At 67.2% G+C, this 23814-nt stretch carries 24 protein-coding genes and 1 tRNA gene; 10 read left to right on the top strand and 15 right to left on the bottom strand.

Features of this window, described 5'->3' with window-relative positions; translation table 11 throughout:
* Nucleotides 1-2 precede the first annotated feature (2 nt).
* The gene (locus GV792_RS12830; protein WP_163824311.1) at nucleotides 3-206 is read left to right on the top strand and encodes a hypothetical protein; all 204 of its coding nucleotides are present in this window, start codon (nucleotides 3-5) and stop codon (nucleotides 204-206) included.
* A gap of 54 nt (nucleotides 207-260) precedes the next feature.
* Here GV792_RS12830 and GV792_RS12825 read toward each other — a convergent pair whose 3' ends face one another.
* Complete coding sequence (locus GV792_RS12825) at nucleotides 261-452, bottom strand: hypothetical protein (protein ID WP_163824310.1); 192 nt, start codon at nucleotides 450-452, stop codon at nucleotides 261-263.
* A gap of 130 nt (nucleotides 453-582) precedes the next feature.
* Between GV792_RS12825 and GV792_RS12820 the strand changes: the two genes are divergently transcribed.
* The 3 genes from GV792_RS12820 (at nucleotide 583) to GV792_RS12810 (ending at nucleotide 4066) form a co-directional block, all read left to right on the top strand.
* Nucleotides 583-1803 carry an acyl-CoA dehydrogenase family protein gene (locus GV792_RS12820; protein WP_163824309.1) on the top strand — a complete coding sequence of 407 codons (1221 nt, stop codon included), beginning with the start codon at nucleotides 583-585 and terminating at the stop codon, nucleotides 1801-1803.
* Nucleotides 1804-2078: 275 nt separating this feature from the next.
* Complete coding sequence (locus GV792_RS12815; RefSeq protein WP_163824308.1) at nucleotides 2079-3416, top strand: hypothetical protein; 1338 nt, start codon at nucleotides 2079-2081, stop codon at nucleotides 3414-3416.
* Nucleotides 3417-3616: 200 nt separating this feature from the next.
* Nucleotides 3617-4066 carry a cupin domain-containing protein gene (locus GV792_RS12810; RefSeq protein ID WP_163824307.1) on the top strand — a complete coding sequence of 150 codons (450 nt, stop codon included), beginning with the start codon at nucleotides 3617-3619 and terminating at the stop codon, nucleotides 4064-4066.
* Nucleotides 4067-4072: 6 nt separating this feature from the next.
* On the opposite strand, the gene GV792_RS12805 is transcribed toward GV792_RS12810, so the two are convergent.
* Nucleotides 4073-5296, bottom strand: a complete 1224-nt coding sequence (locus GV792_RS12805; protein ID WP_163824358.1) for a hypothetical protein — start codon at nucleotides 5294-5296, stop codon at nucleotides 4073-4075.
* 407 nt (nucleotides 5297-5703) lie between these two features.
* Here GV792_RS12805 and GV792_RS12800 point away from each other — a divergent pair, with 407 nt between their 5' ends.
* Nucleotides 5704-6054: a hypothetical protein gene (locus tag GV792_RS12800; protein WP_163824306.1), complete on the top strand. Its 351-nt coding sequence runs from the start codon at nucleotides 5704-5706 to the stop codon at nucleotides 6052-6054.
* Nucleotides 6055-6176: 122 nt separating this feature from the next.
* Here GV792_RS12800 and GV792_RS12795 read toward each other — a convergent pair whose 3' ends face one another.
* Nucleotides 6177-6650, bottom strand: coding sequence for a MarR family winged helix-turn-helix transcriptional regulator (locus tag GV792_RS12795; protein WP_163824305.1), 474 nt, complete (start codon nucleotides 6648-6650; stop codon nucleotides 6177-6179).
* A 109-nt stretch (nucleotides 6651-6759) separates the two neighbouring features.
* Between GV792_RS12795 and GV792_RS12790 the strand changes: the two genes are divergently transcribed.
* Together GV792_RS12790 and GV792_RS12785 are read left to right on the top strand one after the other, a co-directional pair.
* A complete protein-coding gene (locus tag GV792_RS12790) occupies nucleotides 6760-7899 on the top strand; it encodes a GDSL-type esterase/lipase family protein (RefSeq protein WP_256668289.1) in 1140 nt (379 codons plus the stop codon).
* A gap of 404 nt (nucleotides 7900-8303) precedes the next feature.
* Nucleotides 8304-8684: a DUF1304 domain-containing protein gene (locus tag GV792_RS12785; RefSeq protein ID WP_163824303.1), complete on the top strand. Its 381-nt coding sequence runs from the start codon at nucleotides 8304-8306 to the stop codon at nucleotides 8682-8684.
* Between the two features lie 290 nt (nucleotides 8685-8974).
* On the opposite strand, the gene GV792_RS12780 is transcribed toward GV792_RS12785, so the two are convergent.
* The 4 genes from GV792_RS12780 to GV792_RS12765 form a co-directional block, all read right to left on the bottom strand.
* Nucleotides 8975-9051: transfer RNA gene (locus GV792_RS12780), tRNA-Leu, on the bottom strand.
* Nucleotides 9052-9112: 61 nt separating this feature from the next.
* Nucleotides 9113-9658 carry a hypothetical protein gene (locus GV792_RS12775; protein WP_163824302.1) on the bottom strand — a complete coding sequence of 182 codons (546 nt, stop codon included), beginning with the start codon at nucleotides 9656-9658 and terminating at the stop codon, nucleotides 9113-9115.
* Between the two features lie 4 nt (nucleotides 9659-9662).
* On the bottom strand, nucleotides 9663-11141 hold the full coding sequence (locus GV792_RS12770) for an amino acid permease (protein ID WP_163824301.1): 1479 nt from the start codon (nucleotides 11139-11141) through the stop codon (nucleotides 9663-9665).
* A 37-nt stretch (nucleotides 11142-11178) separates the two neighbouring features.
* A complete protein-coding gene (locus GV792_RS12765) occupies nucleotides 11179-12645 on the bottom strand; it encodes a peptide MFS transporter (protein ID WP_163824300.1) in 1467 nt (488 codons plus the stop codon).
* 217 nt (nucleotides 12646-12862) lie between these two features.
* Here GV792_RS12765 and GV792_RS12760 point away from each other — a divergent pair, with 217 nt between their 5' ends.
* The gene (locus GV792_RS12760; protein ID WP_163824299.1) at nucleotides 12863-13312 is read left to right on the top strand and encodes an SRPBCC family protein; all 450 of its coding nucleotides are present in this window, start codon (nucleotides 12863-12865) and stop codon (nucleotides 13310-13312) included.
* Between the two features lie 99 nt (nucleotides 13313-13411).
* Nucleotides 13412-13768 (top strand): hypothetical protein, encoded by a 357-nt coding sequence (locus GV792_RS12755; protein ID WP_163824298.1) that lies wholly within the window; start codon nucleotides 13412-13414, stop codon nucleotides 13766-13768.
* Nucleotide 13769: 1 nt separating this feature from the next.
* On the opposite strand, the gene GV792_RS12750 is transcribed toward GV792_RS12755, so the two are convergent.
* The 5 genes from GV792_RS12750 to GV792_RS12730 form a co-directional block, all read right to left on the bottom strand.
* Complete coding sequence (locus tag GV792_RS12750; RefSeq protein WP_163824297.1) at nucleotides 13770-14717, bottom strand: Ppx/GppA phosphatase family protein; 948 nt, start codon at nucleotides 14715-14717, stop codon at nucleotides 13770-13772.
* Nucleotides 14710-15234 carry a DUF501 domain-containing protein gene (locus GV792_RS12745; protein ID WP_163824296.1) on the bottom strand — a complete coding sequence of 175 codons (525 nt, stop codon included), beginning with the start codon at nucleotides 15232-15234 and terminating at the stop codon, nucleotides 14710-14712. Before GV792_RS12745 ends, GV792_RS12750 begins: the two co-directional genes overlap by 8 nt.
* Nucleotides 15231-15887, bottom strand: a complete 657-nt coding sequence (locus tag GV792_RS12740) for an FtsB family cell division protein (RefSeq protein ID WP_163824295.1) — start codon at nucleotides 15885-15887, stop codon at nucleotides 15231-15233. Before GV792_RS12740 ends, GV792_RS12745 begins: the two co-directional genes overlap by 4 nt.
* Before the next feature lie 28 nt (nucleotides 15888-15915).
* Nucleotides 15916-17199 carry a phosphopyruvate hydratase gene (gene eno / locus GV792_RS12735; protein WP_163824294.1) on the bottom strand — a complete coding sequence of 428 codons (1284 nt, stop codon included), beginning with the start codon at nucleotides 17197-17199 and terminating at the stop codon, nucleotides 15916-15918.
* Between the two features lie 135 nt (nucleotides 17200-17334).
* Nucleotides 17335-18063 carry a lytic transglycosylase domain-containing protein gene (locus GV792_RS12730; RefSeq protein WP_175584312.1) on the bottom strand — a complete coding sequence of 243 codons (729 nt, stop codon included), beginning with the start codon at nucleotides 18061-18063 and terminating at the stop codon, nucleotides 17335-17337.
* Between the two features lie 185 nt (nucleotides 18064-18248).
* Here GV792_RS12730 and GV792_RS12725 point away from each other — a divergent pair, with 185 nt between their 5' ends.
* The gene (locus GV792_RS12725) at nucleotides 18249-18602 is read left to right on the top strand and encodes a hypothetical protein (protein WP_163824293.1); all 354 of its coding nucleotides are present in this window, start codon (nucleotides 18249-18251) and stop codon (nucleotides 18600-18602) included.
* A gap of 90 nt (nucleotides 18603-18692) precedes the next feature.
* On the opposite strand, the gene GV792_RS29260 is transcribed toward GV792_RS12725, so the two are convergent.
* The 3 genes from GV792_RS29260 to GV792_RS12710 all read right to left on the bottom strand — a co-directional run bounded on the left by GV792_RS29260 (nucleotide 18693) and on the right by GV792_RS12710 (nucleotide 23624).
* A complete protein-coding gene (locus tag GV792_RS29260) occupies nucleotides 18693-21017 on the bottom strand; it encodes an ABC transporter ATP-binding protein/permease (protein ID WP_256670545.1) in 2325 nt (774 codons plus the stop codon).
* 166 nt (nucleotides 21018-21183) lie between these two features.
* Nucleotides 21184-22113: an ABC transporter permease gene (locus GV792_RS12715; protein ID WP_163824292.1), complete on the bottom strand. Its 930-nt coding sequence runs from the start codon at nucleotides 22111-22113 to the stop codon at nucleotides 21184-21186.
* The gene (locus tag GV792_RS12710; protein ID WP_163824291.1) at nucleotides 22110-23624 is read right to left on the bottom strand and encodes an ABC transporter substrate-binding protein; all 1515 of its coding nucleotides are present in this window, start codon (nucleotides 23622-23624) and stop codon (nucleotides 22110-22112) included. Before GV792_RS12710 ends, GV792_RS12715 begins: the two co-directional genes overlap by 4 nt.
* Nucleotides 23625-23814 lie beyond the last annotated feature (190 nt).

Below are 23814 nucleotides of genomic sequence, written 5' to 3'. Positions count from 1 at the left end.
CGATGCGGCGCCTGTTGATGATCGCGGCGGTCGTGTGGCTGCTCATCGGCGCGGTGGCCGCCGGTCAGCGGGGCTATTTCACCGACCGGGATCAGAATTGCGCAAGTATCGGAACAGTCGCGGTGACGGTCATCGCCGGACCGCTGAACTACATGGGAGTCAACCCCAAGGTCAACGATTGCGAGCTGCCACAGCCGAGCCCGTGATCGTTCCCGATCACCGCCTCGCCATGGCCCGGGCACCGATCACGGTCGCCGAGTTCAGTGCCGCGGATGCACCCACGCGCGCCGCGCGCCGACCGACGTCGACGCGGCAAGGGCAACCCACACCGCCGTGGTAACAGCCACCAGCATGGCGGGCCGGTCGTTGATGATCTGCAAGAGGATCGATGCCGCCAGGATCCCAAGCGCGAGGACCGACAGCACGATGCCGATGCGAGTTACCGGTGCCATACACACCATTGTCCAACGTTGGTCCACTCGGCTACACCCGTTGGTGGTAAACGGCACACCCGCCGAGGCAAATTAGAACGTGTTCTATATTTAGGTGGACTGTTCCGGCGATCCCTCGGGAGTTCACGCGATGTACCAGTGGTCCGACGAAGACCTGATGTTCCGCGACGCAGTGCGCGGCTTCATCGACAAAGAGCTCAAACCGCACGTCGACCAGCTGGAAAGCGGCGCGCTGCCGCCATTCGACATCATCCGCAAGCTGTATGCGACCTTCGGCCTGGACGAGATGGCCCGGGAAGGGCTCGAGAAATCACTGGCAAGGGAGGAAGCCGGCACCACGGGCACAGCGGGTGGCGGGTTCAGCGGCGCGGGCAGCATGGGCGTCATCCTCAACAGCGAGCTCGCCGGGGTCAGCCTCGGCATGGTGGCCTCGATGGGCGTGAGCCTCGGACTCACCGTCGGCACCATTCGCAGCCGCGGCACGCTCGCACAGAAGAAGCGCTGGCTGCCCGAACTCGTCACCATGGAGAAGGTCGGCGCCTGGGCCATCACCGAACCGGACTCGGGTTCGGACGCCTTCGGCGGCATGAAATCCTACGTCCGCCGCGACGGCGAGGACTACATTCTCAACGGTCAGAAGACCTTCATCACCAACGGCCCGTACGCCGACGTGACCGTCGTCTATGCGAAGTTGGACGAGCAGGACGGCACCGATCGGCGCGACCGTAAGGTCCTGACCTTCGTGCTCGACAAGGGCATGCCCGGCTTCACGCAGAGCCCACCGTTCAAGAAGATGGGCATGAACTCCTCCCCCACCGGCGAGCTGTTCTTCGACAACGTCCGCATCACCCCCGACCGTCTGCTCGGCGAAACCGAGAACCCGGCCAAGGGCGACGGCAAGGACAGCGCCAAGGAATCCTTCGCCGCCGAACGCATCGGCATCGCCTCGCTGGCCCTCGGCATCATCAACGAATGCCACCGGCTCTGCGTCGATTACGCGAAGTCGCGCAAGCTGTGGGGCAAGGAGATCGCCCAGTTCCAGCTCATCCAGCTCAAACTCGCCGAAATGGAAATCGCCCGGATCAACGTGCAGAACATGGTGTTCAATGCCATCGAACGCACCGCCGCAGGCGAAAAGGTCTCCCTGGCAGAGGCTTCGGCGATGAAGCTGTACTCCTCCCGCGCCGCCACCGAGGTCGCCATGGAAGCCGTCCAGCTCTTCGGCGGCAACGGCTACATGGCCGAGTACAAGGTCGAACAACTCGCTCGCGACGCCAAGTCGCTGATGATCTACGCGGGCAGCAACGAAATCCAGGTCACCCACATCGCCAAGGGGTTGGTCGGCGGGTAGTCCCCGCGCCATCTCCTACCCAGAACTCTCCGGGACCGGCCACGGGTCCCGGAGAGTTCTGCTTTTCGGGACCACGGAATTGATCCCAACCGTCCTGCCCTGAGGACGGCATGGGCGTGCTAGCACGTAATCCGTTCCGCGTTGACACGGAAGCGGCGCTCGCCGGTACAACCATAGCCTGAGGAGGCAAATGGAAACGAGCGCCTGCTCTTTCCGTGTAACTAGCATCCGGAGCCTCGTTCAGCGTCTTCGGTAAATCAGGGAAAGTGATTCCGATGAGTGACGATGTCGCCGTTGTAGCCAATGTCTGCTTGATCGAAGACGAGAATCCGGAAAAGGATATCTTTGAGCAGCTCGAAGATGCCGAGCGGGCTGCTGAAGAGGCCAGGAAGGAGTATGAAAAAGCTCTCGAGATCAAACGAGAGAACGATGAAGGAATCGCGAGACTCGAGGAGCAGATTCGACACCACGAAACACATTACTTCAACAGAGACGGCGAGTACCCCGGCTTCTATCAAGACGAATCTCACCAAATCGCATGGCTGTACACCGACGAACACTATGCGGATTGGAAGGAGGAGCACGATCTACTTCAGCGAAACCTGGAATACCTTCGAGGGGAACATTCCGAGTGGATCGACGAGAACCTCCGTGACGCCGAGCGCGAACTCGAAGAGGCCGAGAAAAAGGTGCGGGAACTACGCAAGAAGGTGGAAGAACGCAAGACGCTCGACAGTCTGATGCGAAGCATCCAGCGGATCTGGGCCCGCTGGTGGAAGCGATTACTCGCGACACTCGCCATTCTCGGCGCGATTCTTCTGCTGATCGCAGCGGGATACACCGTCACCAAGGACGACCCCGCACCTCCGAAGCCGGCCAAGGTCGAGAATATGCCTTCGGCTCCCGCCGATCAGAAAGCGCCGCCCGTGGCCGAACCCGACCGGTCATCACAACCCGCCGGTTCCGACGCAGGCGCCGACTCGGGCCAGGCAGACAACCCCGCCCCGGTGCCCGCGCCCGCTGTTGGTTCCGGCTCCGCGGCGGATCCGGCACCCCCGGACTCAACGCCCGCTGAGGACTCCGGCCCCGCGGCCGACGCGGCGAATCCCGGCCCAGCTCCCGCTCCCGGTTCCGGTCCTGCGGAAGACCCCGGCACCGCACCGGCTCCTGGGCCTGTCGACTACGGCCAGGGCGGTGGCCAGGGCCAGAGCCAGAGCGACAGCGCACCGACCAACTCGCAACCCGGCAACCCATGGATTCCCGACGTGAACCTCCCCGATCTCGGCGGCGGCACCACTGACGGCTACGTCCCGGATGCCGGGAGCCCCGGTCGGGCGGAAACCCCGGGCCTCGGATCCGTACCGGGAGTCGGCCGAGGCCAAGGCCAAGGCGACGGTGCACCGAACTATCCGCAATTCGGTAACCCGACGGTTCCCGGTGGGAATGTCCCCGGTCTCGGCGGCGGCACCACCCACGGCTTCGGACCTGGCACAGCCCCCGGCGCAGACACGGGAACCAAGCCGAACGCCGGCTCCAATCAACCTGGTAGCAACGGCTTCTCGGGATCAGGCCCCGGCGACGGCAGCGCCACGCACGGCAGCCAGAAGCCATAGCACAACGCCCCGGCTCGCTGCGACACATCCTGTCGGCCAATCGGCCGACAGGATGCGCGCCGGGCCGTTTGTCGCCATTGGCCGAGTCCGGTGAGCCGAAGTCCGCGACCGTCGCCACCTCGAGATCGCCGCCGAACACCTCTCGGTAGCGCCGAGCAATACAGCCGTTCGCGCAGGTAGTCGGCTCGTACAATTCGAAGATGCGAATCCACCGGAATGCCCTCGCCGGCGCCGTCGTGGTCGCCGCCGCGATCGTCGCCCTCGCGCCCTCGACGTCGGCCACGCCGCCCTCGGGTGTGACCGTCGAACAACTGGGGCAGGTCGATGTGAGCGGGTTCAGCCCATTCGCCGGGTTGCCGAGCGTATACACCTTCCGACGCATCACGATCGCGCCAGGTGGGACCCTCGGGTGGCACTACCACGATGGCAACGTCCTCGCGGTCGTGACAGCTGGCGAGGTGACGCGATCCGAGACGGACTGTGTGCCGATCACGTACTCCGCGGGTCAGGGGCTGTCCGAGACCGTCGGACCCGACCATGTACACGTCGGCCGCAACCTCGGCAGCGAGCCTGCCGAACTGTACGTGGCCTACCTCAACCGCGCGGGCGAACCGCTGTTCGTTGACGCCCCTGCCCCGGACTGCCCGTAGCCGTACTCAGGCGCCGAGGCAGGCGTCCGCGCCACCCGCCGCGAACGCCTCGGTGCTGCAATAAGCGGCCCGCGGGTAATACGGGCCCATCGTGGTGGCCGGATCGGCGCCGGAGTCCTGGGACGCCTGGATCGAATTCGGATAGAACGCCGCGCTCGGGGTCATGTTTCGCAGGAACAGCACCTTGTCGACATCGGTGCTGCCCCACGGAATCACCGTCACGTCCGGCACGAGGTTCGCCGGCAGGTCAGTGGGCGCGGCGACCACATAGGTGTAGTAGCCGGAGCCGTCGACCGCGGTCTGGAAATCGGCCGCGCAGGCAACGACGGGGTAGGGCGAGAGCAGGTCGTTCTGGCACATCGACCAGTACCGCACCTGGCGCGGATCGGTCGGCGATTGCCCCGCCCTGGTGTCCGGGAAGGTCGGTGCCTTGCCGCGCACCACCAGCAGACGTCCCGGCTGATAGCTGATGCGCGTCCCGACGTACTTGTTGTCACCGTTCGGGAAGAGCCCGGAGGTGCTCGCCGGGTTGCGGAAGATCGCCTCCGGTGTGTTGCCGGGGAACGCGCCCGAGGCCGCCGCAGCGATCCCGCGGTCGAAGGCGGCCTTGGCGGCGTCGGCGACCGGGCCGGTGTACGTGGCCGGGTCGAAGGGCTGCGCGCACGGCTGGGCAGCAACCTCGGTGCCCGCGAGCGAGAGCTTCACGTCCGGAAGCGCAACGCCGCCGCTGAGCGAGGCCGGGTCGTCCGGAACATAGACACGGACGATGACGAACCCGATCGGAGTGCTCTGCCCGCTCGCGACCGCCTGCAACTCGTTCCGGCTGTGGTCGACCGGACCGTTGACCAACCGGGCGTGCCAACGCTTCTGCGTGGCGGGCAGCGACGCGGCGGAGGCATCGACGAACGGGTTGGCGCTGCCCGGATCGGCGACGATCTGGTTGTCGCGCAGTGTGTCCACAGTGTCGAGGTCGGTCCCGTAGGTGTTCAGCGAGAAGTACCGGGCGGCCGGATAGGAACCGGACAATTCGATCGAGTCACCCGGCCCCAGCGCGTAGGGCATCAGCCAGTACGTCGAGTTCGCGTCGGGGAATGCCACGTTCAGCACCGTGTTGTTGGACATGAACCGCCACGCGCACAACGGCGAGTCCGGCGGGCCGGCCGTAGCCGGGGCAACAAAACCCACCGCGGCCAGAATCGTGGCCATCGCACAACCGATCCGGACGATCATGGCCACCAGCGACTGCATGACGATCCCTTCGCTGCGCTCGAGCTGTCGAAGAATCCGCACGTCCACGTCACCGCGGCCGTTTGCCTCATCACATAGTGCCACTACAGAGACGGGAAGCCGGTGATATTCACGCGGATAGCGTTCCTGCCTGCGCAACGATCAACTGCCGGTGCGCTCGCGGTGCGCGCATCCCGGCCGGCAGCACGGTCGGCGCTGAGGCCGGACATTGCGCTGAAAGGCGCACTTCCCCGCATCACTCACCGGCCACCGCGAACAGCGTGCGATCCGCCGGTCAACTGCCAGGAGGACATCACACGCGGTTCGGAGTCCGAGGCGCTCTATGGTGGGGTGTGTCGCTCGATCTGATCGTTGTCTCGAAACATCGTGCAACAGTCGACCTCTCGGCTGTGACCGCGCTAGAGCGACGTCTCGGCACCACGATGCCGCCCGGGTATGCCGAGTTCATGGCGACCTACGGCGAGGGCAGCATCTGCGATGCGCTCTACGCCTGGGGCCCGGACCGCATTCTGGAAAGCCTCGATGCGGCCCGCGAGAGTTGGGGGGAGAGCTGGTTCTGGGAGCACCCGGATCTGGTACCGGCCGATTTCGCCGCCGCGGTGCCGGTCGGCGCCGGGGATCTGTATGTCCACGTGCGCTTCGAGCCGGAGTACGTGACGCCCTATGCACGAGTCGCGGCGGCTTTGCTGGCAGTCGGGTCGACCAGAGATGGGCGCTGGGGTGCGGAGCCGACAGCCTAGTCCCCAAGGTCACGGACCGGAGCTCGAAAAGCTCAGCGCTTTGCTGTCTCTATATGGCGGTCCGGAAGTCTGCGGGGCAGGCGATGTCACCGGGTCGGTGCGTCCGCCGAGGACAGGTTCGGCTATTCCGAGACCTGGGCCGCGCCCGGCACGGTGGCATCGCGGATGATGCGCAGGCCCGCGGTGAGGTCCTCGAGCTGCTGCGGGGTGAGCAAGTTGGTAAACCAGCGATCCACACCGTCGAGGTAGGCGGGCAACACCTGGGCCACACGGGCGGCGCCGGCGGCGGTGAGGACGGCGTAGGAGCTGCGGCGGTCGTGCGGGTCGGCCTCGCGGCGGACGAATCCATTGCGCTCCAGGCGGTCCACGAGCCGGGTGACGCCACTGGTCGACAGGCTGGTCTGGGTGGCCAGATCGGTCATGCGCAGCTTGCTGCCGGGTGAGCGACTCAGGCGCATGAGGGCGTTGAGGTCGAGGCCGGAGAGTCCACTGCTCTTCCAGGTGGCCTCGAGGCGTGCGAGTAACCCGTCGTGCGCCTCGTAGAGCAGGCCGACGGCTGTCAACCGCGGATCGTCGAACAGCTTCTTGGTGTCCACATGAGCAGCCTAGACCCGACATTCCCAATGCGGATAGTTGACATGCGGAACACTTGGTGTACATTTTTGCTTACGCAATATTCCTCACAGCAACTAAATGGAGGTTCCGATGTCTACGCAGCACTGGGTGGCAGGTTTCCGTGCGCCGCTGGTGAATCCGGCCGAGCACATCCGGCTGGCGGAGCCGCGGGGATTCGCCGGGCAGACCCTGCGGCAGGTGGTGCGCCTGGCCGGCGGCGGGCGACAGCTGCGGGTGCGGCTGACCAATCGCTACTCGGACCGGGAACTGGTTATCGGCGCGGCGGCCATGGCGGAGCGCAAGGCCGGCAACGAGATCATCGCCGAGACCGCTGCCGGGATCCGGTTCTCCGGCTCCGAACAGGTGCGGGTGCCCGCCTTCGGCGATGTGGTCAGCGATCCGATCGACCTGCCTGTGGCGGCCGGGACGCAGGTGGCACTGAGCCTGTACCTGCCCGAGCCCACCGGGCCCGCGGCCTTCGCCCATATGCCGGTGGACACCGCCTGGATCGTGCCGGGTGATCAAGTCGCCGCACCGGCACTGCCCGAGGCCGAGCAGAGCACCTCACGGTTCTTCCTCACCGGCGTGGATGTGCTCTCCGATGGCGCGGCCCCAGTCCTGGTCGCCTTCGGGGACTCCTGGTTCGAGGGTGTCGGCTCCTCGCATGGCGAGAACCGGCGCTCGGTGGATCGGCTCAACGAGCGGCTGCGCACCGGCTGGGCGGTGAACCAGGGCATCGGCGGCAATCGCCTGCTCACCGATCAGATCGGCGAACACGGCCTATCCCGGTTCGCCCGCGATGTCCTGACGGTGCCAGGAGCCGCGGCGGTGTGGACCAACTTCGGCATCAACGACCTGATCCTGGACGAGCGCACGGCGACCGCCACGGACATGATCGCCGGGTACACCGAGCTGGCCAGGCTGGCGCACGAGGCCGGGCTGCCCATCTACATCAACACCATCGGCCCCTTCGGCGGCGCGATCTACCCGGGGCTCAATATCGCCGAGGGGATTCCGGTGCGCCGGGAGCTGAACGAGTGGCTGCGCGGCACCGACGTCTTCGATGCGGTCTTCGATGTGGCCGCGGTCGTAGAGGATCCGACCCGGCCGAACTTCATTCGCCCCGCATTCGACAGTGACGGAATGCATCTCAACGATGCCGGCCACCGCGCCATCGCCGCCACCTTCGATCTCTCTGTGCTACCTGCCGTCTTCGACGGCGGATTGTGAACCAATCGGTCGCCCCTCGTAGAGGGCGGCCACAGCGGACCCGACCCGGCCGATCGAGCGGACAGCACCGCCGGCACCGCGGTTCCGGTGCGGCGGGTCGACGAATGGCCTCACTGGGATCACCAGTGCCGTCAACGCCGCGGGAGAACGGGGCGCAGACCGGGTCGCTGCACTCGATATGGAACTGGTGATCCGGGACTTCGATGCCGACTGGAACGCTTCCTGACCACCCGCCAGGCGGTCCGCGCCAGTGGATTACGCGCACTGCCTGGCGGTGCCGCATGTGCTTGCACCGACTGCTGCACCCGGCCCAGGTCTGACACGCCGCGTCGGCCCAGCCGAATCGACATCGCATCGGCGATACTCGACCCGACGGCCGACCGGCCCGAACGAGAGGGTGCGCCATGACTGCCGTTGCGTTGATCTTCATCGGGATCGCCGTGCTGCTGCACTGCTACATCTTCGTCATGGAGTCGCTACGGTGGACCCAGCCGCGCACCAGAGCGACATTCGGGACCAGCGCACAACAGGCCGAAGACACCCGGGAGATGGCCTTCAACCAGGGTTTCTACAACTTGTTCCTGGCGATCGTTGCCGCAGTCGGCATGGCGTTCACGATCGTCGGCAGCGCCGACATCGGGCTCGCTCTGGTACTGGCGGGAGCGGGGTCGATGGTGGGGGCCGGGGTGGTCCTGCTGGTCTCTTCGCCGGACAAGGCGCGCCCCGCGCTGATCCAGTTGGTTCCGCCGCTGATCGGTTGCGTCGCCTTGCTGATCGGGCACTGAGCGTGGTCGAGCGAAGTCGGACATCCGCGTGGTGGTGACGACCGCCGCTCGACCTGATCGTCGTAGCCCGAGTGCCCGGCGCCCGACGCACAGGTCGCGGCGGCTCTCGAGGGCGTCGGGATGTCCAGGGTCTGGCGCTGGGGCGCGGAGCCGGCGGTATAGCGGGGCGAGATATCGGCTCGGCGGCCGAGGCGATGAACCGCGACGGAACCGCTGCGGACTCGCTGCGGACCAGACAGCCGATCGGGCGCACAGCACACGCCGAGATATCGATCTACCTGCACCGACACTGGTGCCCCCAGTGGGACTCGAACCCACACTTGGCGGATTTTAAGTCCGCTGCCTCTGCCAATTGGGCTATAGGGGCGTCGGCCCACCCTACCGACTCGTACGGGTGTACCGGAATCCCCAGTGGCGGTGCGGGTGGGTCAGGTGGTGGGGTCGGATTGGATGGTTTGGCAGGTTTCGACCAGGACGTCGGCGGCCAGGAGGCCGGAATCGTTGGCCGTTTCACGGATTTCGGCCGAGAGCGCAGGATCGGTGGTGACGGCGCAGAGGGCGATCTGGAGGGCTTCGCCGAGCAGGGCGAGGTGGCGGGCGATGGCGAGTTCGTCGGCATCGGAGTTCACCTCATCCAGACCGACGGGCTGAGCGTCGGCCTGGATGCGGTAGCTGCGCAGGGTGTCCTCGCCGAGGACCTTCATGAACTCCACCGACGCCGCAAGGCAGCGGTTGTTGGCGACGCGGTATTCGGTGCGATCGGACACCCGCTCGATGAGGACCGCGGCGATGGTCGCCGCGGTGAACATGCCATCGCAGACCCGGGCGGGCGCCGCCTCCGGCGGGCCGGGCGGCGCATCGGCCAGCCCGGTGGTCACCGCGTCGATCCAGCGGATGACCAGGTCGGTGCCGGAATGGTCGACGGCGCGGGCGGGAGGTTCCGCCCGGCGCCTGCGTCGCCACGGATTGCGCATCGTGTCACCCCTCTTCTGAGACAGACTTCCCGAGCACCGAATGCCGCTTGCTGTATGCGAAGTACACCACCAAACCGAGCGCCATCCAGACAATGAAACGCAGCCAGGTTTCCACGGACAGATTCAGCATCAGCCACAAGCAGGACAGCACCGCCAGAATCGGCAGCAGCGGCACGAACGGCACCCTGAATCCACGCGGCAGATCCGGGCGGGTACGCCGCAGCACCAGCACACCGATCGAGACCAGCACGAACGCGAACAGCGTGCCGATATTGACCATTTCCTCCAGCGTGCCGAACTCGACGAATCCGGCGAGCACCGCGCACACCACGCCGACGATGACGGTGATCCGCACCGGCGTACCGCGGTTACCGGTATGCGCGAGTTTGCGCGGCATCAGCCCGTCCCTTGACATGGCGAACAGCACGCGGGTCTGGCCGAGCAGCATCACCATGACCACGGTGGTCAGACCGGCAAGGGCGCCGACGGAGATGATGTTCTTCACCCAGGTGTCGCCGTGGATGGCGAAGGCGGTCGCCAGCGTCGCGTCGTCTCCGGCCAGATCGGTGTAGGGCACCATCCCGGTGAGGACCAGCGACACCGCGACGTAGAGCACCGTCACGATCATCAGCGAGCCGAGGATGCCGCGCGGCATATCACGCTGCGGGTTCTTGGTCTCCTCCGCGGCCGTGGCGACGACGTCGAAGCCGATGAACGCGAAGAACACCAGGCTCGCCGCGGCGAGCAGGCCGTACCAGCCGAAGGTGCTGTTGCCCGCACCGGTGAGGTAGGAGAACAGAGTCTGGTGAATGCCTTCGCCACCTTCACCCGGCTTGGATTCCGGGACGTAGGGCGTCAGGTTGTCGGCATCGAAGTAGGTCACGCCGATCACCAGGACCAGTGCGATGACGCCGAGCTTGATGGCAACGGCCACCGCCGACACCCGCGACGACAGTTTCGTGCCGATCGCGATCAATATGGTGAGCAGCGCGATGAGCAGTACCGCACCCCAGTCGAAATCGATCGAACCGATATGCAGGATCGGTGAGCGCGAACCCATCAACTCACCCAGATACTGCGACCACCCCTTGGACACCACTGCCGCGGCCAGCGCGAACTCCAGGATGAGGTCCCAGCCGATGATCCAGGCGGCCAGCTCACCGAAGGTCGCGTAGGAGAAGGTGTAGGCGCTACCGGCCACCGGGACGGTCGAGGCGAACTCGGCGTAACACAGGGCGGTCAGCGCACAGGCGATGGCGGCGAAGACGAAAGCCAGCGATACCGACGGTCCCGCGACATTGCCCGCGGTGCGCGCGGTGAGGGTGAAGATGCCCGCGCCGACGACGACGGCGACACCGAAGATCGTCAGGTCCCAGGCGGTGAGCTCCTTGCGGAGTTTCGAATCCGGTTCGTCGGTGTCGCGGATCGACTGTTCCACGCTTTTGGTGCGGAACAGTTGCCGGCGGCTGGTCGGTGTCGCCACGGCGATCTCCTTCGTGTCGAGGTCTCCAGGTGGATGGTCAGTGGACGCCTTGCATATGCCTGCTCACCCAGGGCGAGAGGCCGGCGACAACCAGACCGGCGAGGATCGCGACCGCGCCGATGATGCCGAAGTAAGCGAACTCGTGTGCCGGATCGTAGTACCGAGCGAGGGTTCCCGACATCGAGGTGCCCAGCCCCACTGAGAAGAAGTACAGCGCCATCATCTGCGCGCGGAACACTTCGGGCGCGAGCTGAGTGGTAACCGCGAGTCCGATCGGCGAGATCAGCAACTCCGACACCGCGAACACGCCCATGATGAACAGCACCGCCAGCGCGGGCACGGCGCGGCCGGTGGTCTGCGACATCGGCGTGAACAGCCAGAACGCCAAGCCCATGCCGATCACACCGAGGGCGAACTTGCGGGGAGTGCTCGGCGCGCGTGATCCCAGCTTGGTCCACATGAGCGCGAACAACGGCGACAGCACGATGATCCACACCGGCTCGACCGAACCGATCCAGCTCGACGGTGCGGTCCAGCCGAAGATGTTCCAGTCCATGCGCTCGTCTGAGTAGACCGCGAGCACGGTGAAGATCTGCTGGAACAGCGACCAGAACACGGCGTTGGCGATGAACAGCGGAATGAATGCGCGGACCCGGCTGCGTTCGACCGCGCTCACTTTGGTGTCGGTCAGCATGACCACGAAGTAGGCGATCGAGGCCACCGCGATGACGCCTGTGGTGACGTCGGCGAGGTTGTCCAGCGTCACCAGTCCGGCGATCACTGCCAGCGTGATGACCACCGCCGCCGCGGCGACCAGCCCGACCACCTTGCCGACCGAGCTGCGCGGCAGCGGGTCGGGCACCTGCTTGCCCGCGGTGCCGAGATTGCGCCGGAACACCACGTACTGGGTGAGTCCGAGCGCCATGCCGATGGCCGCCGCGCCGAAGCCCGCGTGGAAGCCCCATTCCCGTTGCAGCAGACCGGTCAGCAGCGGGCCGACGAACGCGCCGAGGTTGATGCCGAGGTAGAACAGCGTGAAGCCGCCGTCGGTGCGCGGGTCGCCGTGCGGATACAGGGTGCCGAGCAACGATGACGCGTTCGCCTTGAGCGCACCGCTGCCGAGCGCGACGAGCACGAGTCCGACACCGACACCCGCGAGCCCGGGCAGGATGGCCAGCGCGATATGGCCGGCCATCACCACGACACCGCCGTAGAAGACCGTCCGTTCCATTCCGAGCAGCCGGTCGGCGACCCAACCTCCGAGCACGGTGGACAGATACACCAGGCCGCCGTACGCGCCGACGATGCCGACCGCGGTGCTCTGCTCCATCCCGAGGCCGCCATCGGACACCGAGTAGTACAGGTAGTACCCGAGGATGGTGAGCATGCCGTAGAACGAGAACCGCTCCCACATCTCGACACCGAACAGGTTCGTCAACCCGATCGGGTGGCCGAACAACGTCCGTTCGGCGGGCGATCGCTCGGTCGTTACGGCATCGGACATGGTCAGACAATCCCACGTTCGGCCGTCGTTCACAGGCATCCACACCGAATTTCCATCGAACCGCGACGTCTTCGCATGATTTCCGTAGGTGCCCTCTTCCGTCACGAGCCGATCGACGCCGAGCTGCGTGCGCCCACGTTGATTAGGCTCGACCCCGAACACCACAGGTGCCCGGTGCGGGCGGTCGGGCAGGCGGGACGACGGAGGCGGTGTGCTGATGACGGAAGTCGAAGTGACGGTGCCGGTGCCGATCGAGCATGCCTTCGCGGCCCTGGCCGACGGCTGGTTGTACGCGAGCTGGGTGGTCGGTGCCTCGCATATCCGGGTGGTCGACCGCAACTGGCCCGCCGTCGGCACCCGCATCCATCACAGCGTCGGCCTGTGGCCGCTGACCATGCAGGACGTCACCAAGGTCAGCGCCGTCGACCCGCCGCATATGCTGGAACTCGACGCCAGGCTGTGGCTGATCGGTGCCGCGTGGATCCGGTTCGAGCTCGACGAGCCCCAGCCGCGGGTGACCCGGATCCGGATGTTCGAACGGGCGGCGCGCGGACCGGGAGCCTTCGTGCCCGGCTTCGCACAAGACCTCGTCTTCACCCCACGCAATCAGGAGTCACTTGACCGGCTCGCCCACCTGATCATCGGGCGGTCCGATGACGAGAAGTGAACGCGATCCGAACCAGGCCTGGATTCGTATCTTCCGCCGGGGCAACGGTTCTGGGTAACCTCTCCCCTGAACTCTGTTCGTTTACGGGAGGGATTTCGCATGCGTTTCGCAACAGCATCGATCAGCGCGGGTGTGGCGGGAATCGCCACACTGGCCATGACATTCGCGGCCCCTGCGGCACAGGCAGCCCCACCGGGCTACGTGACCTGCGGCGCGACGCCGGTCGGTTCACGATTGGATGTCACCTGCACCAACACCGACGTCGGCGCGGGCACCGGAACGCTCATCGGCCTGTGCTCCAACCTGCGCGTCCTGTACGAGGCTCACTTCCGGCTCGCAGGCAACTCGACCGGAACCTTCAGCCAGGACTGTGGTCCCGGCGCACATCCGATCTGGTGGCATACGCCCGGGCAGACCGACTACCAGCGGATGTTGCAGGACACCGCGACACCCTGATTCACACGATCGACATCGCGATGCCGTCGAGGATGTCGTGCTCGCTGACCACCAGTTCGGTGATCCCCGCGCGGCGCGACAATTCCTCCGACAGCACCTCGGTGATGACGGCGCCACCACCGATGACATCCACCCGCCCGGGGTGCATGGGGCCGAGCGCGGCACGCTGATCGTGGTTCATCCCGACGAGCCGGTCGCAGACCGTATGCAGCTCATCGAGCGTCAACCGGGTGAGATGCACTCGCTCCGAATCGTATTCGGGTAGGTCGAGGGCCACGGCGGCGATCGTGGTCATGGTGCCCGCAACGCCGACCCACGTGTGCGCCGAGTCGACGGGCACATGGGTGAAGGCGTCGCCGAGTCGTTCGGCAGCGAAAGCGCGTGCGGCGGTGACCTGTTCGGCGTCGGGCGGATTTCCGGGCAGGCAGCGTTCGGTGATCCGGACGCAGCCGATGTCGGCGGAATAGGCGGCATGCACGCCGTCGCTGTCGCCGACCACCAGTTCGGTGGAGCCGCCGCCCAGATCAACGACGACGAACGGGCCCCTGTCACCGGACAATTCGCCGACGGCGCCGGAGAACGACAGCCGCGCCTCCTCATCACCGGTGATGACCTCGGCCTCGGCGCCCGCGACCACGACGCCGAGTTCGGCGCGGGTCATGGCGAAGAAATCCTCGCGATTGGCGGCGTCACGGGTGGCCGATGTGGCGACCATACGTACCCGGGCGACCTGGTGTTCCCGCATGAGCGACACATAGTCGGCGAGAGCGACGCGGGTGCGTTCGATGGCTTCCGGTGCGAGCCTGCCGGTGGCGTCGACACCCTGGCCGAGGCGCACGATCCGCATCTCACGATGCACGTCGGTGAGCTTGCCGTCCGGCCCGACATCGGCGATCAGCAGACGGATCGAATTGGTGCCGCAATCGACGGCGGCGACCCTGTCACTCATCACCCGTCTCCTCACGTTCGAACCGCGGCCAATCGGCCGGTACCGCGGTGCCGCGCAGTCCGTGTTCGGCCGCCAGCGCCACCGCCTCGTCGCCGAGCGGGTTGACACCAGGCCCCTTGGCCAGCGAATGCGCGATCAGCACGTGCAGGCATTTGACCCGCTCGGGCATGCCGCCGCCGGTGAAATCGGTGCCGAGCGATTCGATGGCGTCACGTTCGGCGAGATAGCTCTCGTGCGCGGCGCGGTAGGCGGCCGCCAACTCCTGGTCGGTGCCGAGGCGTTCGGTCATCTCGCGCATCACGCCCGCCGATTCCTGTCTGCTGGCCTCCGCGGTCAGCCGCGGGTCGGTCAGGTAGTACAGGGTCGGGAACGGGGTGCCGTCGGGCAGCCGGGGCGCCGTCTTCACCACCGCGGGCAGACCGTCGGGGGTGCGGTAGGCGATGGCGAGCACCCCACGCGGGGTGCGGCCCAGCTGTTCGGCGATGATCCGCAGATCCCGGTCGTCGGGTTCGGTCACCTGGGTCCTTCCGGGTTCGGCGCGGGCGCTGCCGGAGGCGGCGGCGTCGTGGTCACGGGCGCGGGTTCGGGGTTCGGCTGTGGTTCGGACACGCTGCGCCACAGACCGGTATACCAGGGGTCGGGTTCGCGCGACGGTGTCGTCGGGCCGGGACGCGCGGGCGCCTCGATCCCGGGAACCTGCACGATATAGGGCGTTTCACCGGGCATCACCAGCCGCAGCCGATCCTTGGCCTCGGACCGGATGTAGGCCGGATCCTGCTGTTGGGCGCGGCGATCACGCAAGCGCGCCAGATCGGCCTCCAGCTGCCTGCGTTCCTGCGCCAGCTGCGCGGCCTCGGCCCGCTGACTGAAATAGGTGCGCATCGGCACCGCCAGAGTGAGTGCCAGCGCGCACACCACCATCGCCAGGATGACCGCTTTACCGGTGGACAGCCCGAGGATGGTGCGTTCGGGCGAATCCTTGCCCCTTGCGCTCTTGCGGGCACCTATCTTGCGGGGCTCGGCCTTGTCGTCGGGGCGGCGCCGAGTGGTGCGGCTCGGCGCGGCAGCCCTGCCGTGTTGATCGGCGGCGGGGCGGGAGCGAGCGGTACGCGACGTGCGGCGGTCGCCTCGTCCAGCTGGACTGGTACCACGCGCACGTCGCTCCGTCATATCCCTACTGCCCCATGTTCCGCTGCTGTCAGTCCTCGAACGCGAAGCGCGGGAACGCGACGTCGCCCGCGTAGCGCGCCGAATCACCGAGGGCGTCCTCGATGCGCAGCAGCTGGTTGTACTTGGCCACGCGCTCACTGCGGGCGGGCGCGCCGGTCTTGATCTGACCGCTGCCGACCGCCACCGCCAGATCGGCGATGGTGGTGTCCTCGGTCTCACCGGAACGGTGGCTCATCATGGTCTTGTAGCCGTTGCGGTGGGCGAGCTCGACGGCGTCGAGGGTCTCGGTGAGGGTGCCGATCTGGTTGACCTTCACCAGCAGCGCGTTCGCGGCGCCCTTCGTGATGCCCTCTTCCAGGCGCTCCGGGTTGGTGACGAACAGGTCGTCGCCGACCAGCTGGATCTTGTCGCCGATCTGATCGGTGAGCGCGACCCAGCCGTCCCAGTCGTCCTCCGACAGCGGGTCCTCGATGGAGACCAGCGGGTAGGCGGTGAGCAGGTCGGCGTAGAACTGGGCCATCTCGGCGGCGGTGCGCACGCTGCCCTCGAACTTGTAGCCCGCGGTGGAGTAGAACTCGGTGGCGGCCACGTCGAGCGCCAATGCCACATCGCTGCCCAGCTTCAGGCCGGTCTTGGCGATCGCGGTGCTGATCAGATCCAGCGCCTCACGGGTGCCTGCGACGTCGGGGGCGAAACCACCCTCGTCACCGAGGCCGGTGGCCAGACCCTTGGACTTCAGCACCGACTTGAGCGCGTGGTAGACCTCCGCGCCCCAGCGCAGCGACTCCTTGAAGGTGGGCGCGCCGATCGGGGCGACCATGAACTCCTGGACGTCGACACCGGTGTCGGCATGCGCGCCACCGTTGAGGATGTTCATCATCGGCACCGGAAGCACATGGGCGTTCGGGCCGCCGAGGTAGCGGAACAGCTCCAGACCCGAGGACTCGGCAGCGGCGCGGGCCACCGACAGCGAGACACCGAGCAGGGCGTTGGCGCCGAGACGCGACTTGTCCGGGGTGCCGTCCAGGTCGAGCAGGACCTGGTCGACGGTGCGCTGTTCGACGGCGTCCAGACCGATGACGGCCGGGGCGATCTCGTCGAGCACACCTTCGACGGCCTTCTGCACGCCCTTGCCCAGGTAGCGGTCGCCACCGTCGCGCAGTTCCACCGCCTCGTGCTCACCGGTGGACGCGCCGGACGGTACGGCCGCCCTGGTCAACGTGCCGTCGTCGAGGGCGATCTCGACCTCGACAGTGGGGTTGCCGCGCGAATCCAGGATCTCGCGAGCTCCGACCTGTTCGATGATGGCCACGAAAACGACACTCCTTCGGCTGCTGGCACGGTGGTCATGACGAGATAAGCCGTGCGCTGCGAGCCTAACGCCCACCGGGCTCAGTGAGTAACCGGCACTCCGACTGCGCGGCTGTCGGGCACGTCGTCGGCATGGTCACGCCCGCCTGCCCACGCTGTAGGCGGCGGCGCGATCGCGGACGTCCATCATGTAGCTCTCGGAACGGTTGTAGGTGAACAGCGCCTTGGACCAGCCTTCGGGCGAGGTGAGCACGCCACCGCTGTCGCACAGGTAGCGCGCGGCGGTGAGAGCGGCGTCGTCGATGCTGTGCGGGTCGATCACGCCGTCACCGTTGGCGTCCACGCCCCAGCGCTGCCAGGTCTCGGGGATGAACTGCAGCGGGCCGACGGCGCGATCGTGCACCGGATCGCCGTCGAGGGCGCCGTTGTCGGTGTCGGCGATGCGCGCGACGCCGGGCGAGCCGTCCAGTGCGATGCCGACGATCGGTGGGTCGACGCGGCCGGCCTCGCTCACCTCGGACCCACGGTAGGTGCCGTGCTTGCTCTCCACGCTGCCGATGCCGGCCAGCGTGGTCCAGGCGATACCGCAGTCGGGCCTGGCCCGCACCATCACCGCGGCGGCGTACCCGTACGCCTCCAGCGCGGGTACCGGGATCCGCAACGTGTCGGCGTGTTCGGCGGCCCAGCCGTTCAACTGGGCGGCGGTACGGCCGGGTAGATCGATATTGATCAGTGGCAGCGGCGCACCGGCTCCCGGTGGCAGCCCCTCCGGGATCGGCACCAGCTCACGGTCGATCCCGCAACCGGCGAGCACCAGCGCGGCGAGAGTCACGGCGATCGCGCCGGTCTTTTTCAAGAGCACCATTCCATCATCCAGATGGGCGACGTCAGCGGGCCGCGACACGTGGTGAATCCCACGCCTGGATCGCCGGGTTCGCGGCCCGGCGGCGCGGCCGGCAGGTGATCGTTGGCAGGGACCGGGCACGTTTGCCGTCCGCGGTTCCGGCAATCCGACCGACAGGATGGCCGTAGCAGCCAAGGTGCACGGATATGACCGATGATGTGGAGAAACGCTGGACCGACGAGGGGACCTACCGCCGCGCCACGTTGTATGTGCTGAGCGTCATCGCGCTGGCCGCGGTCGTATTCGGCATCACCGCGTTCTGGGCGAGCGCGCACTGCGGCGAGCATGAGCCGCTGCTGTGCGATGTGCCCGCGCAGTCGGCGGTGCTGATCGGACCGACGGTGGTGGCGCTGTTCGGCGGGATCGGCGCGTTCGTGCAGACGTTGCGTCAATGGCGACAAGGACGCAACTGGGTGATCTGGCAGGGTGCGGGCTGGTTCCTGTTCACGCTGACGATGTTCTATATCGCCATCTCGGCCAGGTCCGTCGGCGCGAACTGAGTTCTCCGGCTACGAGGTACTCAGGGTGGCTGCGGCCGATCGCCCTATGCGGTTGTAGTCGGCGGACTGCGACCGGCTCGCCGATGTGGATCAGTGCAGGAGTTCGCGAGTCGCGCTGTGGTCCGGGTCGGCGAGGATGCCTGCTGTGGGTCCGGATTCGACCGCGCGGCCGTGATCGAGCACGAGAATGTGGGGGCAGTGGGCGGCGACCACGGCCATGTCGTGGGTGATCAGCATCAGGGCGGTGCCGCGTTCGGCGCGGGTCCGTTCGAGCAGGGCCATGATCGCGTCGGCGGTGGTGTGATCGAGGGCGGCGGTGATCTCGTCACACAGCAGGACCGCGGGGTCAGCGGCGAGGGCACGGGCCAGCGCGACACGTTGGCGTTGGCCGCCGGACAGCTCATGGGGGTGGCGCGCGGCGTAGGCGGGGTCCAAGTCGACCGATTCGAGTAGCTCGGTAATTCGACTACGTAGTTCGGCTTTGGGCACCTTCCCGATGCGACGCAGCGGCCGGGCGAGAGTCTGGGCAACGGTGCGGCGCGGGTTGAGCGCGGATTTCGGGTTCTGGGTGACCAGTTGGATGCCGTTGCCCGCATAGCGGGCCCGGCGGTTCCTTCCGATCGATTGCGGCGCGCCGTGCAGTTCGACCGTTCCGATGGCATCGCGATGCAGCCCGGCCAGCACGCGCGCCAGCGTCGTCTTGCCCGCACCCGAGGCGCCGACAACAGCCAAGACGGAGCCTTCGGCGAGTTCGAAGCCGATATCGGACAGCACGGTCGTGCCGCCGAGGCAAGCCTCGATCCCCTTCGCGCGCAGCACGATGTGCTCACCGCTGCTGTCGGCAGCCGAGCGGATCTCGCGGTCGTCGACGCTGCCCAGTTCCACCACCTGCCCGGCGACCGTCTGCACGGTGCCGGTGTCGTGCCCGGTGAGCAGCACCGTGACCGCCCCTGTCGCGGCGATATCCGCGATCACCTGCGCGATCTCGGCGCGGAGTGCGGCGTGCAAGCCCGCGAAGGGTTCATCCAGCACGAGGATTCCGGTGCGGCGGACCAGGGCGCGAGCCAACGCCACCCGGCGAAGCTGGCCGCCCGACAGCTCGCCGGGACGGCGGCTCAGATGTTCGGCGGACAGGCCGACCAGTTCCAGAGTTTCGGTCAGCTCGGCGTCAGAGGTATCGCGGGCGACCTCGGCCAGCAACGTCCGCACTCGCATCAGCGGATTGAGCGCGGACCCTGGATCTTGTCCGACGTAGGCGACGCAATCACGTCGAAACGTCCGCAGCCGCGCCCCTCCCAGCTCCAGCACATCCCGACCCGCCACCATCACTGTGCCCTCGACGCGCGCATTCGAGTCCGGCAATTGCCCGAGTAGCAACCGCAGCAATGTCGTCTTTCCACATCCCGACGGCCCGGCCAGTGCCGTGATGTCACCCGGACCGGCCCGAAATGAGATCGGCCCCAGCATTTTCTGCCCGTTCGGCCCGACCACGACGACCGAGTTCACCACCACCGTTTTCGCCGCATCACGCGTTCGCAGCGCATCGTCTGCCGCCGAACCGCCCGATGCCGGGTTGTCGTGCGGTGAGCCGGCTCTGCGCGCGGCACTGCCGATCGTCGTGGCCGCATTCGCCGCATCTGCCCGGCCGAACTCCGACACCGCGAGGTTCACGCTCACCGCCACGATCGCGATCGCCGAGCTGGGAGCGAGCACCGCCCATGGGTTCAGCAGCAGGCCGGATGTGTTGTCGCGGACCATGACCGCCCAGTTGGTCGCGCCGAGCGTGGTGGGCAGTTGCAGGAATGCAGCGGTGGCGACCAGGTACACGCCCGCCACGAAACGCAGGCCGAGCTGGGCCGCGAACACCTCGCGCAGGTTCGGCATCACTTCCCGGAACACCAGGTAGGGCAGGGTTTCACCACTCGCCTGCGCCGCCTCCACATACCCACTGGCCGCGACGCCCGCGGCCGCGGCGGCGAACACACGCGCACAGTAGGGCGCGCCGAAGAGCAACGCGAGCACGATCAACCCGGCCACACCCGCATCCGGCCAAGACGTCAGCACCAGCAGAATCCCGAGGACCGCGGGCAAGAGGATGACGAAATCCGTCCCGAGCTCGATCACCGCGCCCACGCGTGGCCGCACGGCCGCAACCGCCCCGAGCACGCTCGCCACCACAGTGACGATCACCGCGATCGCGGCGGCCGTCAACAGCAGCCCCCAGCCGCCGTAACACATGCGGCTGAGCACATCTCGACCCAAGCGGTCGGTACCGAGCAGCGCGTCGTCGCCTGGTCCCGCGAACGGGATTCCCACCGGCTGCTCCGCACCGCGCGAAGCCAGGCTCGGCCCGAGTACAGCGAGCGCGACGACCAGCACCGCGGGCGTCAGTGCCGCGATCCGCCTCATGTTCATGACCCCATCACCGCAACCGTCGGCATGCTCCCGTGCACCGGAGACCACCCCTCCATGCCGTGGCATCTCCTGGCCCTCGGTGCGCCCGTTCCGCGCCGGACAGCATCGACGTGTCTCGCAGCGACTGCGCCGCGCGGGCCGGGCGCCCCCACATGGAACGCGCCGCTCATATCCGCCCGCGCAACGACCATGTCCGCACCGCATCAGCGGCAGCAAGCATCACCATGATCACCACTCCGGTCAGCGCGACGACGGCCGCCACCAACGCGGTATCCCGGTCCGCGACGGAGGCGGCGAGCAGCGCTCCGAGTCCCGGATAGTTGAAGATCGTCTCCACCACCAGCGCCCCGCCGAGCAGCATCCCGACGGTGGTGGCGAAGCTGGCGACGATGGTTGGCAGGGCGAACGGCAAGACGTGCCGAGTCACGACGGTCCGCTCCGGAAGACCGTCCAGCACCGCGGTTTCCACATGCGGCAGCCGCGCCGCATCCGACACCGCCGCCCGCACAACCCGGGTATTCCAGCCGATCTGCGGGATCGCCAGTGCGATCACCGGAAGCACCAGCATGTCCGGCGAGACCGGGAAACCGGAGCGACCGGTGATCGTCACCGCAGGCAGCCAGCCGGTGGCCAGTGAGAAGACCAGGATCAGCAGCGTTGCCACGACGAACTCGGGTACCGCGACAGCGGTGGTTGTGCTGGGTTGCAAGCTCCGCCCGAGCACTCCCCGCGGACGCGCCGACCACCAGGCGCCGAGGGCCAGCGACGCGACGATCGTCAGGGTGAACGCGATGCCGCCGAGCAGCAGCGTCTGTGGGAAGGCGCCGGCGAGAAGTTCACCCACCGACCGCCCGCGCGCGGTCTGCCCGAAGTCTCCGGTCAGCACACTGGTCAGCCAGTCTCCGAAGCGCACCGGCAGCGGGCGATCCAGCCCGAGTTCGAGTTCCTTCGCCGCGACGGCCGCCTCGGTGGCGTCACGGCCGAGCACCGCGCGTGCGGTGCTGCCCGGCAGCAGATCGACGGCGACGAATACCGCCGCCAGCAATACGACCAGCAGGGCGACGCGCCGGAGCAGCAACCGTGCGAACCGGATCACGACAGCCAGGCGCGTTCCAGTTGCACCCGCGCGAAACCGCCGAGCATGGGAAGATCGTGCACCCTTGCCGTCGCGATATCGATACCGTCGGCCATACCCCACGCCACGTAGCCGCCACGCTCGTATTGGATGCGTTGCAGTTCCCGCGAAGCCGCTGCCTGCTCGTCAGGGTTATGCGCGGCGAGCGCTTTCGACGTTGCCGCATCGAATGCCGTGTCGTGGAACGCGGTTTCGTTACGGTTGGAGCCGCTGGACATCAGGTTGTTGGCGAAGAACAGCGTGGAATCGTTGGTGCCCCACGAGATCGTGTAGAACGGCGCCGACAACCAGGTCTGGTCGTAGAAGGTGTTCGGCTCCTGGGTCACCACCTCGACCCGCAGCCCGATATCGGACAGCTGGGTGGCGATCACCTGCGCCGATTCCACCTCGCCCGGCGCCTCGGCCTTGGTGACCAGTGGATAGCTACGGCCCGTGTCGAACCCGGCCTCGCGCAGCAGCGTCCGCGCGCGGTCGATATCGCGGCCGCGTTGGGTGATCGTCGTGTCGTACAACGGGTCCGCGGTGCCGAGAATGTCGTTGGCGATGGCCCCGTATCCGGAATGCACCTGGTCGACCAGCGCGCCACGGTCGACGCCTAGACGCACCGCGGTGCGCACCCGGGGATCGGCGAACGGCCCGTCGGCGGTGCGCATGGCCACCCCGAGGAGAGTGTCGTTCGGACGGCGCACAACCTGGAGATCACCGCGTCGGGCCGCGCTGCGCCCAGCGATGGCACCCACATTCGACGCGAGATCGATCTGATTGCCGAGCACGGCATTGCCCAGCGCGGCGACGCTGTCGAACATGGTGATCTCGATGGCGTCCAACAGTGCCGGCGTGCCGTGCCAGCGGTCGTTGCGCACCAATCGTGCGGTGCCGCCGTCGAAGGACTCGAGCCGGAACGGTCCGGTGCCGACCGGCCGGGTGAAATCGGTGGCGTCCTTCTTGACGGTGAAGCTCATCAGTCGGACGAGCAATGGGATCTGCGAGTTGGGCTCGGGCATCGCCAGCACGATGTGGCCGGGGCCGTCGGCGGAGATGTCCTGCACGGCCGCAGGCATTTTCGACGGGCCCGCTTTCTCGCGCAGCCTGCGCAGCGACCACACCACGTCCTCGGAGGTCACCGCTGAGCCGTCGTGGAAAGTGGCGCCCTCGGCAAGGGTGAATCGCCAGCGCCTGCCGTCGGCGTCGGGTTCCCAGGCGGTGGCCAGCCGGGCCGCCACCGTCGGGCTCGCAGCCGGGACGGTGAGCGGATCGAAGACAAGTGAGGCGATCAGGAAGTCGCTGTCATTGCTCAGATTTCCGTGCGGATCACGCTCGATCCGCGCGGCTGTGCCGAGCGCGCCGACTCGCAACGTCCCGCCCGGGCGTGGCGGGCCTGCCGATTCGGTTCCGCCGGAACACGCCGCCGCCAGCAGCACGGCGCCAACGCCCACCCCTGATCGCAGGAGCTGTCGCCGGTTCAAACCCATTGCGCCGCCTTTCGTCCGAGCATTCCGGCCCGGGAACCACTGGAGAAATGACCCAGGGAAGGCTAGCCTAATCGTGTTCTACGTCTCTCGGCGTCAGATGCGCCAAATGGGTGATACCGCCCACTAGCTGCGCCTCGGCCCGGTTATGCTACATCGCTATCCAAATGCCCGACTTAGGTAAGCCTTGCTC

Origin of the sequence: Nocardia cyriacigeorgica (assembly GCF_010868145.1) — a bacterium.
In the GTDB taxonomy this organism is placed as follows: Bacteria; Actinomycetota; Actinomycetes; order Mycobacteriales; family Mycobacteriaceae; genus Nocardia; species Nocardia cyriacigeorgica_D.
Note: the sequence above shows the minus strand (reverse complement) of the source record. Positions and strands in the feature narration are given on the sequence as shown.